Origin of the sequence: Roseburia sp. (genome assembly GCF_041325975.1) — a bacterium.
Lineage (GTDB): Bacteria > Bacillota > Clostridia > Lachnospirales > Lachnospiraceae > Roseburia > Roseburia rectibacter.
Window position 1 is genome coordinate 1 of the sequence record NZ_JBGLEJ010000001.1, and the last position, 15,618, is coordinate 15,618.

General features: G+C 40.2%; 14 protein-coding genes. 1 reads left to right on the plus strand and 13 read right to left on the minus strand.

What is annotated here, in order from left to right; translation table 11 throughout:
- From ACDD58_RS00005 to ACDD58_RS00035, 7 genes are all read right to left on the minus strand, one after another.
- Positions 1-935 (minus strand): DEAD/DEAH box helicase (locus ACDD58_RS00005; protein ID WP_370774883.1); only part of this gene is annotated, 935 nt, incomplete at its 3' end.
- A gap of 140 nt (positions 936-1,075) precedes the next feature.
- Positions 1,076-1,819, minus strand: coding sequence for an MBL fold metallo-hydrolase (locus ACDD58_RS00010; RefSeq protein WP_287558032.1), 744 nt, complete (start codon positions 1,817-1,819; stop codon positions 1,076-1,078).
- Position 1,820: 1 nt separating this feature from the next.
- Positions 1,821-2,558 carry an alpha/beta hydrolase gene (locus ACDD58_RS00015; RefSeq protein WP_370774884.1) on the minus strand — a complete coding sequence of 246 codons (738 nt, stop codon included), beginning with the start codon at positions 2,556-2,558 and terminating at the stop codon, positions 1,821-1,823.
- A gap of 140 nt (positions 2,559-2,698) precedes the next feature.
- Positions 2,699-3,808: an alpha/beta hydrolase-fold protein gene (locus tag ACDD58_RS00020; RefSeq protein ID WP_370774886.1), complete on the minus strand. Its 1,110-nt coding sequence runs from the start codon at positions 3,806-3,808 to the stop codon at positions 2,699-2,701.
- Positions 3,809-3,912: 104 nt separating this feature from the next.
- Positions 3,913-5,619, minus strand: a complete 1,707-nt coding sequence (locus ACDD58_RS00025; RefSeq protein ID WP_370774887.1) for a glycosidase — start codon at positions 5,617-5,619, stop codon at positions 3,913-3,915.
- Between the two features lie 2 nt (positions 5,620-5,621).
- Positions 5,622-6,572 (minus strand): adenylylsulfate kinase, encoded by a 951-nt coding sequence (locus ACDD58_RS00030; RefSeq protein ID WP_252191959.1) that lies wholly within the window; start codon positions 6,570-6,572, stop codon positions 5,622-5,624.
- A gap of 67 nt (positions 6,573-6,639) precedes the next feature.
- Complete coding sequence (locus tag ACDD58_RS00035; RefSeq protein WP_021923143.1) at positions 6,640-7,434, minus strand: alpha/beta hydrolase family protein; 795 nt, start codon at positions 7,432-7,434, stop codon at positions 6,640-6,642.
- A 198-nt stretch (positions 7,435-7,632) separates the two neighbouring features.
- Between ACDD58_RS00035 and ACDD58_RS00040 the strand changes: the two genes are divergently transcribed.
- The gene (locus ACDD58_RS00040; protein ID WP_021923144.1) at positions 7,633-8,460 is read left to right on the plus strand and encodes an AraC family transcriptional regulator; all 828 of its coding nucleotides are present in this window, start codon (positions 7,633-7,635) and stop codon (positions 8,458-8,460) included.
- On the opposite strand, the gene ACDD58_RS00045 is transcribed toward ACDD58_RS00040, so the two are convergent.
- The 6 genes from ACDD58_RS00045 to ACDD58_RS00070 all read right to left on the minus strand — a co-directional run bounded on the left by ACDD58_RS00045 (position 8,457) and on the right by ACDD58_RS00070 (position 15,557).
- On the minus strand, positions 8,457-9,281 hold the full coding sequence (locus ACDD58_RS00045) for a carbohydrate ABC transporter permease (protein WP_021923145.1): 825 nt from the start codon (positions 9,279-9,281) through the stop codon (positions 8,457-8,459). The two genes, ACDD58_RS00040 and ACDD58_RS00045, sit on opposite strands and share 4 nt — an antisense overlap.
- Complete coding sequence (locus tag ACDD58_RS00050; protein WP_021923146.1) at positions 9,281-10,165, minus strand: carbohydrate ABC transporter permease; 885 nt, start codon at positions 10,163-10,165, stop codon at positions 9,281-9,283. Before ACDD58_RS00050 ends, ACDD58_RS00045 begins: the two co-directional genes overlap by 1 nt.
- A 62-nt stretch (positions 10,166-10,227) precedes the next feature.
- Positions 10,228-11,571, minus strand: a complete 1,344-nt coding sequence (locus ACDD58_RS00055) for an ABC transporter substrate-binding protein (RefSeq protein WP_021923147.1) — start codon at positions 11,569-11,571, stop codon at positions 10,228-10,230.
- Between the two features lie 261 nt (positions 11,572-11,832).
- Positions 11,833-13,698, minus strand: a complete 1,866-nt coding sequence (locus ACDD58_RS00060) for an AAA family ATPase (protein ID WP_118111068.1) — start codon at positions 13,696-13,698, stop codon at positions 11,833-11,835.
- Positions 13,699-13,958: 260 nt separating this feature from the next.
- Positions 13,959-14,819, minus strand: a complete 861-nt coding sequence (locus ACDD58_RS00065; protein WP_021923149.1) for a Nif3-like dinuclear metal center hexameric protein — start codon at positions 14,817-14,819, stop codon at positions 13,959-13,961.
- A gap of 12 nt (positions 14,820-14,831) precedes the next feature.
- On the minus strand, positions 14,832-15,557 hold the full coding sequence (locus ACDD58_RS00070; protein WP_242991015.1) for a Nif3-like dinuclear metal center hexameric protein: 726 nt from the start codon (positions 15,555-15,557) through the stop codon (positions 14,832-14,834).
- Positions 15,558-15,618 lie beyond the last annotated feature (61 nt).

Genomic DNA, 15,618 nt, shown 5'->3' on the forward strand with positions numbered 1-15,618 from the left:
AAAAATCCCTCCGCTTCCAAATGATCTCTCGTCTCTTTTAAGACGATCTCCACATTCTTTCTTGACTTCGTAAACGCAATAAAATTTTTTCCTTCATCCATCAGCTCCGGCAAAAGTTCTGCCGCCACTGTCGTAATGCGGACCTGCCCATAATAGTTGTCGTCTTTCCCCATGATCTTCGGCGGCTGGATGAGATAATATCCACGTTCTGCTGCTGGTGAGCCGTCCTTATCCACAAGTGCAAACTGCTTTCCACAGATCTCTGCTGCAAGCTCCACCGGATTGGCGATCGTAGCAGAACTGCAAAGAAACTGCGGATTGGAATGATAATAACGGCATACTCTTGAAAGTCTGCGGAACACATTTGCCAGATGCGAACCGAACGCTCCACGATAGGTATGCAGCTCATCGATCACAATGTATTTTAAATTGGAAAAAATAAAATCAAACCCGTATTTGCTGTGATTCGGCAGAAATGCCCCATTCACCATCTCCGGGTTTGTCAATATAATATTGGCACTCTGCCGGATTCTTGTACGCTCCGCCACCGGCGTATCCCCATCATACACGCCCGCCACAATACGGTTCTCTCCAAAATATTCCAGATACGGTGCAATCGCACGGTACTGGTCTGCCGCAAGTGCCTTGGTCGGGTAAATGAAAATTGCCCTTGTCAGCGGATTTTTCAAAATATCCTGTAAAACCGGAAGTAAAAAACTCAAGGTCTTGCCGCTCGCCGTTGATGTTGTGATAACAACATTCTTCCCGGAAGTCACTTTCTCAAACATTTCCGTCTGATGACAGTATAGCTTCCCGATTCCGTGCGACTTCAGGTACTCCGCCAGCTCCGGCAGAAGATTCTCCGGGAAATCGTCATATACTGCCGGGTGGGCAGGGATTGTTTTTTCGTAAATGATGCAGTCTTTGATGTCCATGGATGAGTCCTTCCTATTCTATCTGTAAAAACTTCATACATTTTTGATGAATTTGAAATATACAAAAAAGTATAGCCTCTTTTAAATTTTCATGCAACAAAAAGGCAAAAGATTAAAATATCTCTTGCCTCATACTTTATCTAATATTCGATTCCGATTTCTTTATACTCTAACAGTCTTGCTTTGCCCATAGGAAGCTCGGTCCAGGCACCTTCCATTGTGCCACCTGTAATTCCTTCCACAGCTGTCAGGAAATCATGTATCACCTGTTTCTCGACCGGTTTGATATGATGTCCCGGCCAGGTAATATCGTAGAGAGATTCCATAGCGATCAGCTTTTCCAGTGATTCCTTATAGGTCTGCATCGGTGCCGCAAATTCCATCTGAAGCAGTACATGAGCCTTACAGCAGGTATCCCCGGTGAACATCCATCTGTTCTTTTCATCAAGGAAACATACTGATCCGACAGAATGTCCCGGTGTCCTTACCACACGCACCGGTCTGTCACCAATCTCAAATACCATCTCATTCTCAAAATAACTGCAATTTTCTTTTACCGGGAGAAGCTCATCCTGTGTAAAAATATGACGGACATCCTCTCTGCTGTGTGCCTCATAAAGTTCTTTGTCTTCTTTTGCAAGCCATACTTCCTCAAATGCTCCGGTTCCGCCAATATGGTCTACATGTCCATGCGTCAGTGCCACAGTGACCGGAAGCCCAGTAAGTTCTTCACATATTGATTTCAGTGGAATTGTTCCAAATCCGGTATCGATCAATAATGCCTTTTCCTTTCCGGTGAGCAGGTACATATAAGCACTTGCCGTATTACTATATTCTTCTATCAGCCACGTCTGTTCATTTAATTTCTCAATATGATAATTCATCCTATTCTCCTTGTTCCGGTATCAACAATTTATCTTTTGTTCCTTCCTCAATCCCGGCAAGAAAAGAAAATGCCGGATCCATCATCTGTTCCCAGTAGAAAAATTCATGATCGCCATGTCCGCTGCGATACTCATGAGTAATATTTTCCTTTTGTAAAGCATTTTCTAATTTTTCTACCTCATCATATACAAGACGGTCATCTTTTCCACAGCACAGAAACAGTTCCGGTCTGTTATCCACATCTTTTCTTGTCCACTGTGTACACATATCACACTCGCTTCCATAGTATGCTTCTCTGTTTCCGAAAATGCCCTCAAACTGTGCTCTTGAAAATCCAGGTGCCTCGGACCCTGCCAGAAGCATGCAGGCATCGGCAGCCGGCGAGAATGCTACTACTTTAGAAAACGTATCCCGATATTTAAACCCATTATATAATGCACCATATCCCCCCATAGAGATTCCGCCAATAAAGGTATCCTCTCTCTTTGTAGATAATGGCAGCATTTTTCTTGTCACTTCTACCAGCTCTTTTCCCACATAAGTACTGTAAAACGTCATACGGTCAGGTAGGTCCTGATAGAACAGATTCTCGCCATCCGGCAGTACGATCGCGATTCCTTTTAATTCAGACTGTCCTCTCAGCCCAAGGTATGTGATAAGTTCCGTCGCGGTTGCACTGTAACCCGGCAGTAAATACAAGTGTTTTATATGGTGGCTCCCACTTTCCTGCCATGCCATCTGATGGAAGTATTACCTTAATATTGACACCTCTCATTAATGCTTCGGATTTATAATCAATCTGTAAAAAAGCCATATCCTTATCTCCTTTGTAAACTTAATCTGTTTTACATCCTGTTTCTTTTCCCATGAAGCAGTTCTTATTTAAATATAAGCTGTGCGAAATCATGAATGCACATGCGCCATACGTTCCAGTCATGTGCTCCCGGATATACGTTGCGTATCTGATCAATCCCTTTTTCATTTAATATCTGATCGTCATGTGCAAAATTCTCCCAGAACGGATCTTTGTCTCCCATTGCCCTGAAATAAACGTCAAATGTTTTATTGAATACTTTGGCATCATCCAAAATTTTCATATGTTCATTCTCACTGGTTCCGCGGTCAACCATGTCAAGCGGGCTTCCCTGAATGATATCTGTCACAAATCCGCTGAATATTCCAAGTGAACTAAAGTACTCCGGATGCTTAAATCCGATAATGCTCGTCTGTAAGGATCCCATGGAAAGACCTGCCATCGCACGCATCTTCTTCGTCCTTCCGACACGGAATTTTTTCTCAATATAAGGCATAATATCTGTCAGAAGCTGGTTTTCCAAAAGTTTAAAATCAACGATTCTCTCGCCTTCTTCTGTCACTGTCTGAACCATTCCGTTGCTCATAACGATCACCATTGGAACCGCCTTCTTCTCTGCGATCAGATTATCCAGAATAAAATTCACCTTCCCGGACGCAGTCCAGCCGATCTCATTTTCTCCATGTCCATGCTGAAGATATAATACCGGAAATTCTCTTTCTGTTTCTTCTTCATAGCAATATGGAGTGTATACCATGCAGCTCTCCCACTCTCCGGTAACCTTTGAAAAAAAGTATTCCCTGCGGACACTTCCGTGCGGCACATCTTTTACCTGATAAAACTCTTCATTTTTCATCTCAAGTGCTACATAATTATATGGACGGCTATAACCATAGGTAATTGGAAGCAATGGTGTCACAACTTCCACATCATCAATCTTCAACTGCACATACTGTATTCCTGTCCTGAGAGTGTACTCCATACGCCAGATTCCGTCATCTTCCCTGGTGCATGGAAATTCTTCCTCATTCATTGTAAATGTAACATTCTCTGCCTCCGGTGCCTTTACCTGAAGAAAATAATGTTCTCCTTCTTTTACCAATGCCGGAACCTGTCCTTCCCATGGCAGGACGCGGTCAAAACCAAGTTTCTGTTCGTTTATATTATAGTTCATATCAGAGTCCTCTTTTCTATAGTTCAACAGGTCTGCCATTGCTGTGCAGACCTGTTGGATGATATACAGTATTTATATTTAAAATTTGAAAATGGCCAAATATTTTACAGTGTTCTTGTCTGTCCGTCCGGTGCTGTTTCTGTAATCACAAATTCGAATGTTTTCAGATCTGCCTTCAGTTTTGCCTGATATCCGTCATTCTCCCATGTAAATTCCATCTTATTTCCATCTGAATTTATCATGATCCTGCTTTCCTTCCCAAATGCAGGACAGGTACTGCGGAAGCGGAGAAGCTCTAACTGTCTTGCTACTACCGGCTTCTTTAATGCCTCTTCCATCTGCTCTGTGGTAAGATTTGTACGGTTGATCTCTTTGTGTCCGCCTGCTCCGGCACGCTTGACTGCCTCATGGTCATTCTTTCCTGCAAACAGATCAAGATACCAGATCTGCGGTTTTCCAGGCATGAACAGCTGTAAGGCTCTCGCAAGAAGCATCTTTGCATCGTCTTCCCCAAGTGCACTGTAGTAAGTTGCATTGACCTGATAATACATGTTCTTCTGGCCGTGAAGGTCTTTGACATAACCGCCTCTTCCGACAACAGTATCGATCAGGTTCTGGATACGTTCTTCTGATAATAATCCCTTTAAGTCAAGAAGTGGGATTCCGTCATGGCATCCTAACATATTGACGGTATGGATGTCTTCTTCTCTACCAGCTCCTCTCGCCCAGTCGGCAAGATGCTTTCCGTCCCCGCTCTCCAGTGCGTCGATGATCAGTCCCGGCAGGAAGAAATCATACGTCATATAGCCTTTCTCTGCGATCTGCTCATAATTCTTCTCGCCATAGCTTGCATGGATCTCCGGGAGTAAGGTCAGGTTGTATTTATCTGCCAGTTTCCGTACTTTTTCAAGTAAATCCCAGGTTCCCGGCTCATTTAAGAAATTCTTCTCTCCCGGCTCTTTCGGTGCGTAGGCAAATGCATCCAGCCGCACGATCTTAGCTCCATATCCTGCGAGTGTCTTTAAGGTATTGTCGTAAAACTCCCATACGAGCGGGGATTTGATATTTAAGTCCATCTGGCCAAGATAGCGTCTGCCGGCTTCCATATAATCAACGACTTTTTTCTTCTCTTCATCCGACATAAATCGGGTCACTTCTGCATTTCCGTCGGCAGCCAGTATCTCTGCCGGTTTCTTTCCTTCTTTGGTCTGTGTATTTAACACTTCCGCAAGCATCACCGATTCTGTATACTGCAGCCCCGCTGCCTGCATCAGATCCTGTGCATCAACCGTGCGGTAGGTCACTTCCTGGTAGAAGGTGTTCCAGTATGGGACATCCCTTCCATCCGGGAATCTTACCATCAGGATTGGTAATCCCGGTTTACGGAAAAACATGTCCTTGATATATTTCTGATCCGGCTGGATATAACCATCCTCTGTCATCTCCCCGCAGCCTTCCCAGAACTTATTCCAGTCGATGAAGAAATCACGGTATTCTGATTTATCACCATTTTTTATGATGTCCTGGAACTGCTTTGACAGTACCGATGCATGGTTCAAGATAAAATCGAGTTTTAAATCAATCCCAAGTCCTTCTAATTTGTCCAGTGCTTCCCTGGATGCAAGCATTTTATTCAAAGAATAGTCGATCACAGAAAACCCTCTGTCTAAGTCTGTATGGAACAGACTTGGCAGTACATAACAGGAAGAAAATACATCCTTCATTTCCGGTTTCTGTAAAAATGCTGCGATATCATCTAACGTGCCGCCCATGCTGTCCGGGTAGGCGTTTAACATTGGTCCGATATTCATGGTTATCTTCCCTCCTCCATCTGCTTACAGTATTCTTCATAGCTTAACAGCTCTCCGCTCTTTGAAATGATGATCTTTGCCTTTGGAGCCTGATGCTCTAACATCGCCTGCTCTAATTCCAGTACCATCATGGTAAATGGGCTGTCTGTTGCACCGTCCCTGTTTCTCGCTCTTCTGTGTGCAAGTGTCTCCTGTGGCGTGCTGTTCAATAAAACAGGGATATCCACACCTTTATAGTTATCGCTGTTTCCGTGTGTCCATTCGATCACGAGAACCTGGATCTTAGAGAAATCTACTTTTTCATACCATAATTCTGTATCTTCTCTTCCCATGCGTTTCAGCCAGATCTCATCAGTGCCTGCCTTGAACTCTTTTACGATCTCTTCTACTTCATCGAATCCGATCTCATTATTTGTTCCGAGGTATCCTTTTAATCCCTCTTTTCCGTTTCTTAAGTAAGACTCATACCAGTCATATTCCTCTGTGTGTTTTGGATTGGCATCATCTCCGTTTTTCTGGAATTCATGGATCACTTCAAAACGTTCTGCTGTAAAGGTACCTTCTTTTACCATTCCTTTTAACGCACTCTCACGGAAGGTATGAAGACGCTCTGCATCATTGTATACAGGGATTCTGTGTGGATAATTGTCTCCGGACAGGGTGTAGCTTCCAATTCCTGCCTCTTTTAAATAGAAAGATAATAAAGAAGCGATCTCTGATTTTCCAACTCCGGAACCTCCGCAGACCGTGATCACTACTTTGCCTGTCCCGGATTTTTCAGAAGCTTCCTCTAACATTGGCAGTAATTCTTTGAAAATGACATTTGCTTTCTGCACATGTCCTTCGCCAATCTCTACTTTGTCTCCCGGCATATCACCGTGTGCGATATTTTCCGGGATCACTGGTGGCTGCCAGTCTGTCATGTTTTTTGTGATTTCTGCAATTGATTTCATCCTTAATCGTCTCCTTTATCTTTTTAAGCTTATCTGTTCTAATGATACATTATAATAATTTTGCTTTCTACTCAATGAGCCATTGGATTGCCGGCTCTAAATATTCATTCCAGAACTTCCAGTCATGAATTCCTGTGCTTTCTTTGTATGTAAAATCCACTTTGTTTTTCAAAAGGAAATCACGGAACTCATGATTTTCATTCAGTAAGAAATCTTCAGATCCGCAAGCCATGAAAATCGGCTGGATCTTCTCCTCTTTTTTCAGCCTTTCTGTCACGAGATATTCCGGATTGTTTTCGCTCTCATCCAATTTATCCAGATCACCGAAAATCTGTGTATAGTAATCATAATCTGCAATATCGTTGTGGCTTCCCGGCTTCATCCCTTTGATTCCGTTCACGATCAGGGCTGAGGACAAGCCAAACATTTTTCCGAAATATTCCGGATATTTTAATGCTGTATGAATTGCTCCAAATCCACCCATGGACAATCCACCGATAAAGTTGTCTTCCGGCTTATCTGACAGTCCGAATGTCTTCTGGCAATATGCCGGAAGCTCTACTGCTGTAAATGTCTCGTATCCACGTCCGGTTCCTTTTCCGTTTAAGTAGAAACTGTTCTCACCAGCCGGCATTACAACTGCAAGGTTGTATTTTAAAGCCAGCTCCTGAATTAAGCTTCCTGTAAGCCAGTCCTGTGTACTTCCCGAAAAACCATGTAAAAGATATAAGGTTTTCATCGGTCTGTCATAATTTGAATTACCAGCCAGCATCTCCGGTGGTGCATCGTTCGGTAATATAATATGAAATGTAATAATTCTGCTGAGTGCCTGTGAAAAAGTATTCACCTGTAATAATGCCATGATCGTTTACCTCGTTTATTTTTCTAGTTTAAATATACTAGATTTGTTTTCTAAATTCTTTCAAAAAAAAGATATATATTTTCATTTTCCGGTTTGATGCATTTATTTTGAATTTCTTATTTTATGTGCTAAAATATAATTGATTGTATCTTTATGTATTTACTGCATACATGATTATTTAAAGGAGGTCTGAAATAAATGTCGCAATTATATGAAGCACACAACGATATTGTTTCGTTGCTTCCTGTAAAAATATACCGTCATAATCTGGAAGGAAATTATATTTATTCTCCACTTCATTTTCACAGAAGTATTGAACTGACTGTCACCTTAACAGGAAATATCCGTTTTAATTCCGGAAGCAATAATTTTGATTTTAAAGAATCAGACTGGCTGCTCATCAACAGCTGTGAACTTCATTCCTGCAGATACATTGCACCTTCTGATAGTTTTACCGGAATCAGTATTTTGTTTTCTCTGCCCTTTATCGAAAAATGGCTCGGAAAAGATTTGTTTTTTTACAATCCGGGTGATACTGCACTGACTGAAAAAATTAAGAACCTATCCCTGGATATCTTTAACATGGATCCCTTAAGTGACACATACAACTTTCTTCTCATGAGTAAAATTTATGAGATTTTAGCTCTGTTTTCTGTTGGCTGTATTAAGAAAGATGTTTCTTATTCCATTCCAAGCAGACAGGAAATACACCTTGCCACTTCTTACGCTGATTATATTGAAAAACACTATCAGGAAGATATATCTCTTACAGATGTTGCAGAACATTTTCAGTATACCTCCAGCTATTTTTCGAGACATTTTAAGGAAACACTCGGTGTAAATTTTCTTTCTTATCTGAGCATTGTCCGCGTCGGGCATGCTGCTGAACAGCTTGCAAATGGTCAGGAAAATCTGACAACATGTGCCTTTGATAATGGTTTTCCTAACATAAAATCTTTTATCAACACATTCAAAAAAATGTATGGCTGCACTCCAGGGGTTTTTCTTACTTCTCTAAAAGATTAGCCCTTTACACTGCCTGCCACAACACCTTCAATAATATACTTCTGTCCTAACAGATAAAATGCAAGCACTGGTAAAATGCTTAACAACAAACCTGCCATCATCGGAGCATACTCGGCTGTATGATTTGTAAGGAATGTCTTGATTGCAATTGCCAGTGTTTTTGTTTCTTGTTTTGTCAGGAACAAACTTGACATAAGGAAGTCATTCCATACTCCCATCGCAACGAATACCGTAACTGTAATAATAATTGGTTTTAATAATGGCATAATAATACTGAAAAATGTTCTTGTAAAACTACAGCCATCTATTTTTGCTGCCTCATCCAATTCTTCCGGTATACCTTCCGCAAATCCCTTATACAAAAATACAGCAAAAGGAAGATTTAATCCTACCGCTATATATGCAACCATCATCAGATTATTGGAAAATCCAAGTTGTCCCGCATAGATTTTAACCAATGGAATCATATACACCTGGAATGGAGCGACCATTGATGCTAAAAATGCTGCGAATATAACTTTATTAATTTTCCATTTTTTCCGTGCAAAGAAATATCCTGTCATAGATCCAATGAGCATGTTTACTGCAACTGACGCAACAGTGATAGCAGCTGTATTTCTAAGAGCCGACCAGAAATTCATTCGCTGAATTGCAGTTTTAAAATTTTCAATATTGAACTCTTTCGGTAATGAGAATGGGGCTGTAATAAATTCGTTCGTCGTTTTAAATGAATTTATTACAAGTACAAAAAAAGGTACCATAAAGAAAATTAATATTATAAATGTGATTAAAAAAACCACTCTTTTTCTTGTCTTTGCCATTATTTTTCATCCCCTCTCTTAGTAAAGTAAACCTGTAACAGAGAAATTGTTGCAACGATCACAAATAATACAATTGCCTGAGCCTGTCCTTTTCCGAATTCCATACTTGTAAATGCAGTCTGATAAATTTTATAGGCAATTAATTCTGTGGACTTATATGGTCCTCCTGCTGTCAGTGATAAGTTCATATCAAATGACATAAAGGTTCTTGAAATAGATAAGAAAATACAAATTGCTGTCGTATTGCGGATTAATGGCAATTTTACTTTCATAATCGTCTGCCATCCGGTTGCACCGTCTACACGTGCTGCCTCGATCAGCTCTTTTGGAACATTGGTTAAACCTGCAATATAAATTACCATAAGATAACCACTCATCTGCCAGGAACTTACGATAATTAATGCGATCAATGCCCTTGTAGGATGTGTCAGCCAGGATGTAGACATCCATTCGACACCCATACTCTTTCCAACTGCTGTTAATACATAAGAGAATATAAAGTTCCAAATATATCCAAGTATAATTCCACCAATGATATTCGGGGTGAAGAAACCGGTACGGAACAATCCCTGACCTTTAATTCCACTAGTTACAGCCAATGCAAGGGCAAATCCAACAATATTACTTGCCAATACTGTAAAGAATGCATAAATTACCGTTTTCACAAATGATGACACAAATGTTGCATCTTTGAATACATCTATATAATTCTGTAAGCCAACATAATTAATATGCATTGCTAATCCATTCCAGTCTGTAAATGTGATCCAGATCCCATAAATAAACGGTATAATCACTACTGACATCCAGATAAATAGTGCTGGGAATCCAAAACCGGCAAACTGAAGAACATTGATCAATTTTTTGTTTTTCTTTTTCGTCATGTCTTTCTCCTTAAAAAGAAATGTGGGGAAGTAATCCCTCCCCACATCTGATTCTATGTTTATTATCTTGCTTCCTGTTTCTGCCAGTAAGCATCTATTTCTGATGCCAGTGTTTCTCTGTCACATGCACCTGCAAGATATTCACACATATATGCTCCACATTCATACCAGATATCAGATGGACACATATTTGGTGTACCATAGAAATCATAGGTAAGTCCTTTAGAAATATAACCAGCTGTTGATAATCCAAGCGGGCTTTCAATTGTCACGTCAGCATTTTTATAAGGAAGTGCCTGTCCGCATGTCTTAGCCATTACCTGTTCTGCTGTCGCATCAGAAGTAAGATATTCAATAAATTTTACTCCTGCTTCCTGCTGTTCTTCAGTATTCTGGCTTGCATCTACACAATATCCCTTGGCATAAGATGTCGGAATGCTCTGGTTAATCACATCTGATGCATCATCACTGTGTGGAATCGGTAATAATCCGAATTCAGCTCCATCCTCTACAACATCTGCAAGATATGTCCATGCCCAGTCACCCATAAACCATGTACCGCATGCACCTGTCGCAAGTGCCTGTGCATCCATATTTACATCACCAACTAACGGATCTGCTTTATTATAATTGTATTCAGCAAGAAGATCGAATGTATCCATATAACCATTAAATACATCATTGTCAATTTCTTTTGTTTCACCACTGATAATACTATTTACATAAGCAACTCTCTCGTCTGTTGAACCAAGTGCAGCACCATATGTCTGGCAAAGATAATGTGCTCCTATTGACCAGTTAACACCTGTAATACAGGTTGCTGCTACTCCGGTTGCTTCAATCTTATCAAATAAATCTTTCAGATCTGATCTTGTTTTAATCGTAGATGGATCAAAATCACCACCTACTGCTGCATCGCATACTGCTTTGTTATATAAAATACCAATACCTGCTGCAGTTCCAGGTACTGCATATATTTTTCCATCAAATGTCATTGTTGTAAGTGCTGATTCTTCAATGTTATCTATTAAAGGTTCGTTTGTAAGATCTCTCATTCGTTCCTGATTCTCATAGATGTTAATCGGATCCATAAGGGATACTGTTGGTCCTTCATTACTTGAATATAAAGCCATCCACTGCTGTAACTGATCGTCTCCTGCTGCAATATACTCAACTGTGATTCCTGGATTCTTTTCCTCGAAATCAGCAATTAATTCCTGGAACATATCATCCTTTCCTGTTTCAGTTGTATAAAACGAAATAGATACGTTTCCAGCCTCTGCACCACCTGTCTTACCGGCTTCTGTGGAAGATGCATTTGTATTTGCCTCACTGTTTCCGCATCCAGCAAACATCGTTGCTACCATTGCTCCAACAAGCATTAAACTAATCGTTCTTTTCTTCATGTTTTTTTCCTCCTTCATACATCCCTGTCTGTCTCCTAGGATGTTTTTATTATACTGTCATGCTTCACATTACTCTTTCCTTTTTTCACCTGTTCCATTGTCATTTTTTTACTTTTTATTTTATTTGCAAGATTACTTTTGTGCATTTTGCACATATTATTTTTGTTTTTTCTATCAAAACGCACAAACAAAAAAACGCCAGAACCAGCATTTTAAAGGAACTCCTTTATCTGCCGAAACCAGCGTTTTTTCTTTGATTCCCTATATTATTGTCTTTACCCTGACTTTCTTCCCTGAAAAAGCAATGCCAAACCTTAAGATATCTGTTATTCCGTCTTCTCGCATATCAGCATCATATTTTAATGTAGTAATCTGCTGCAATGCTTCCTCTGCCAGAAGGTTAAGATCCTCTTCTTCCAGATTCTTTTCCCATTTTAATTCGAATAGAATACCCGGATATCGTTTCTCTCTGGGAATCATACATATATCATATCTTCCATCACCTGATTCTCTGTTCGATTTAATCTTATACTGATTGTCCATCAAGGCTATCAACCCCAGCATTAGGCCATGATAAAATCCTTCTGCTCCGCCGTCATAAAAACTTATGGATTTATCCAGATATTCCGCCACAGCGCTTTGTAATTTCTTATGGTCATTTGCGTAAAGGCTTTCTGCGATTTTATTTGCAGTAGTTCTTGTGATAATGCCTTTCTGTAAAAAATGTGACAGGATTTCACTCTTGTAAACTGATGCAATCTCTTTATTTGGGATAGTTACCTCACACAGATAGGAGCCGTCTGCCTGCAAATCTTTTTTCTGTGTTTTCAGATATCCTGCAACCAGCAACAGACTATAGATGTTTGCCGGATCTTCTGCAAGCGATCTGTATACAACATTCTGGTCTATTCTCGCAATAACAATCTCACCTTGTAATAAGATATGCAGTTTTTCCACAATATCATCTGTTGCAGCATTCATAATTTCTTCGAATATCTCATTTTTTCCTGTGTTTACCCAGTATGCCTGCGGGATGCATCCTTTTGAGATGTAATTGATCACTGACCATGGATTATAGATTTCTTCATTCCCGAATAAATATCCATCGTACCAGTCTCTGAGCTCATTTTCTTTTTCTGACATACCATAATACGCAAGCAGTTTCTCTATTTCTTTCTCTGTAAAACCAAAAAAACTGTCGTATTCTTCATCCATCACAGTATTTACTGAAAGGTTATTCAGTCCACTGAAAATACTCTCCTGTGCGATCCGCAGAATTCCTGTCAAAAATCCATAAGACAAGTTCTTGTTATCTTTAAATGCACCAGAGAAAAAAATTCTCATAAATCCGATAATTTCATCGTAGAAATCTTTTGAATATCCCTCCTGAATAGGTGTATCATATTCATCGATAATGATAATCGGAGCCTTACCATAATGGACTGTAAGCATTTTAGATAACCGCTCAAGTGCAGACGTAAGCTCCACATCATTTGCCAGAGCTCCTAAGATCTTCTCGAAATATTCTCTTTCATACTGAGAGATCCTGTCACTGCTCAGTAATTCCTGATGCCTCCCATATTCTTCCTGAAGTAATCCTCGGATTTTGCCTATGGTTGCTTCCCACGTATCGAATTTTACATCTTTGAAGGTTAAGAAAATAACCGGATATTTTCCCTGATGTCTGCGATATTTTTCGCCACATTTCCAAATTGCTTTATCCGTGAAATACTTGCTGGTATCATCCTCTGATATTTCAAAAAATACTCTGAGCATGTCCATATTTAAAGTTTTACCAAATCTTCTTGGTCTGGTAAATAATGAGACTAATGGTTTTCTGTCCAAAAACTCTTTGATCAGCAGCGTCTTATCAACATAATAATACTCCGATTGTGCACGTACATAATCCGAAATTCCTACTGGCAGTGTTTTTTTCTCTTTTCCTGTCTTTTTTCTGCTATATTTCCCGGTTGATATTCTTCCATCCAGAGGTTTTTCTGCATCGTCAGGAATTAACCAGGTTCTTTTTTCTTTTACTGCTCCCTGAATTCTTCCGTTTTTACACATTGCATTTACTGTACGAGGCGTAACATTCCACTCTAACGCCTTTTCACTGCATGTTTTCATCAAAACCACCTCCGTTTATTTGTAATTTTCCAATTCTTTATACGTAAATTATACTATTTAAAACGTAAAATATCAATTCCATTCGATATTTTGCGTTTGAAATTAACATTTTACGTTTATATTTCAACCTTATAACCAATTTCATTTTATAAATCATCTAATGTAGAAAAGCCAGCAAAAAAGATCTACTCAATCTTTTTGCTGACTTTCATTCTAATCCCGACGCTAAAAAATATTACTTTCTGTACCTGATATTCTATTTACTCAAATTTATAGATATCTCCACTCGGCACATAATGCACCGGCACCGCATTCCCGATCACTTCCGGAATCCAGTCCGCGGCATACTTCATTCCAAGCTCCTCCAGATTGAAATGTCCTACATTGAATGCTGCTTTCACTTTTCCGAGCTGTACTGCATCTCTGATATAAGACATCACAGTCCAGTCGATTGTCTCTCCCGGAATGATTGCATCCACATCTTCCTCTTCCATTATACGGATCACTTCGGTTGCATACTCCTTACAGAAGCCATCTCCGGTTGTTGGCTGATGTTCAAATATATTCGGCAGTAAATGTCCGACCATCGCAACTTTCTTAAGCTTATCCTTCGGATTTCCAATATAGCGGATTCCGTTTAAACACATCTTCTCTTTCAATAATGCATTCATCTTTTCCACTGTCATATCCGGAAACTCAAAGTACATTGTCATTCCTTCTGTATCTGCATTTACACGATATTGTTCCCATCCAAGATATTTGATCACTCCAGTGAAAATACCATCTGGATTGTGTGCATGTGTATGGTCATGATCTCTCCAGACCGCAATTCCATACTGATCTAAAAGTGCTTTTTTCTCCTCATAGATCTTGTTCTCAAATCCCGCTCTCCAGTCCGGATAATCCGGTGTAGAATAATAGGATGGTTCATGTACATATAAAAGATTGCATCCTAACGCTGCTGCCTTTTTAATTACTTCCACAGTTGGTACAAGTGCTGATACAATGCCTGTACATTCGTCGTCCGGATTTCCTGATTTGAAACCGTCGCATCCATCATAGGATGCATCGAATTTTGGATGGTACTCTAAAATTTTGTCTGTAATTTCTCTGATTGTCATATTTTTTTCCTCCTATACAATATAAGTAAACGGTTCTTCCGCATCCACAAAGGTAACCGGAAGATCTTCTGTGATACTCTTAAGCCATGCTGGAAGATGTTTCATGCCCCACTCTTCACTCCGTTCATGCCCGAGCACTAACATACCTTTTTTCATGCCAAGCTGTGCTGCATCCCTTACATAAGCAGAAAGTGTCCACTCTGTGATATCTCCGCAGATCACAACATCAATATTTTCTGCATGCATATGACGCATCGGAAGATTCTCCTGTCCAAGTCCAAGACTTCCGCCTCCGACCAACGCACTGACTCGTTTTACCGGCATCTTTGGATCACCAACAAGCTGTACCACCTTCATATCCAGCTCTTTCTGGAAAAAATGTGCCAGCTCCTCCAGGGTTGTTTCCGGAAGCTCATAAACTGCTCCAAACCATCCAAGGTCACCGTCACATTTTACACGGTATTTTCCCCAATCTAATTCTTCATCAAAACCACGGTAAATACCGTCATCTACATCCATATGCATATGGTCGTGAAAACGCCAGATCGCGATCTGATGCTCCTTGATCAGCTTTTTCTTTTCCAGATAAACCGGATCATCAGAAAGCCATTCTGTATCATCTGCCCCTGAAAACCAGGTTGGCTCATGTGTGATAATAAAATTTGCTCCCAGGTCGATTGCCTGTCTGATCACATCAACGGTTGCCATAAAAGTCGAAACAACTCCCTTTACTTCCATGTCCTAGCTTCCCGTCATCAGATGATCGCATGTCTTTTCTTCCGGAAGCGGTGTCACGCCG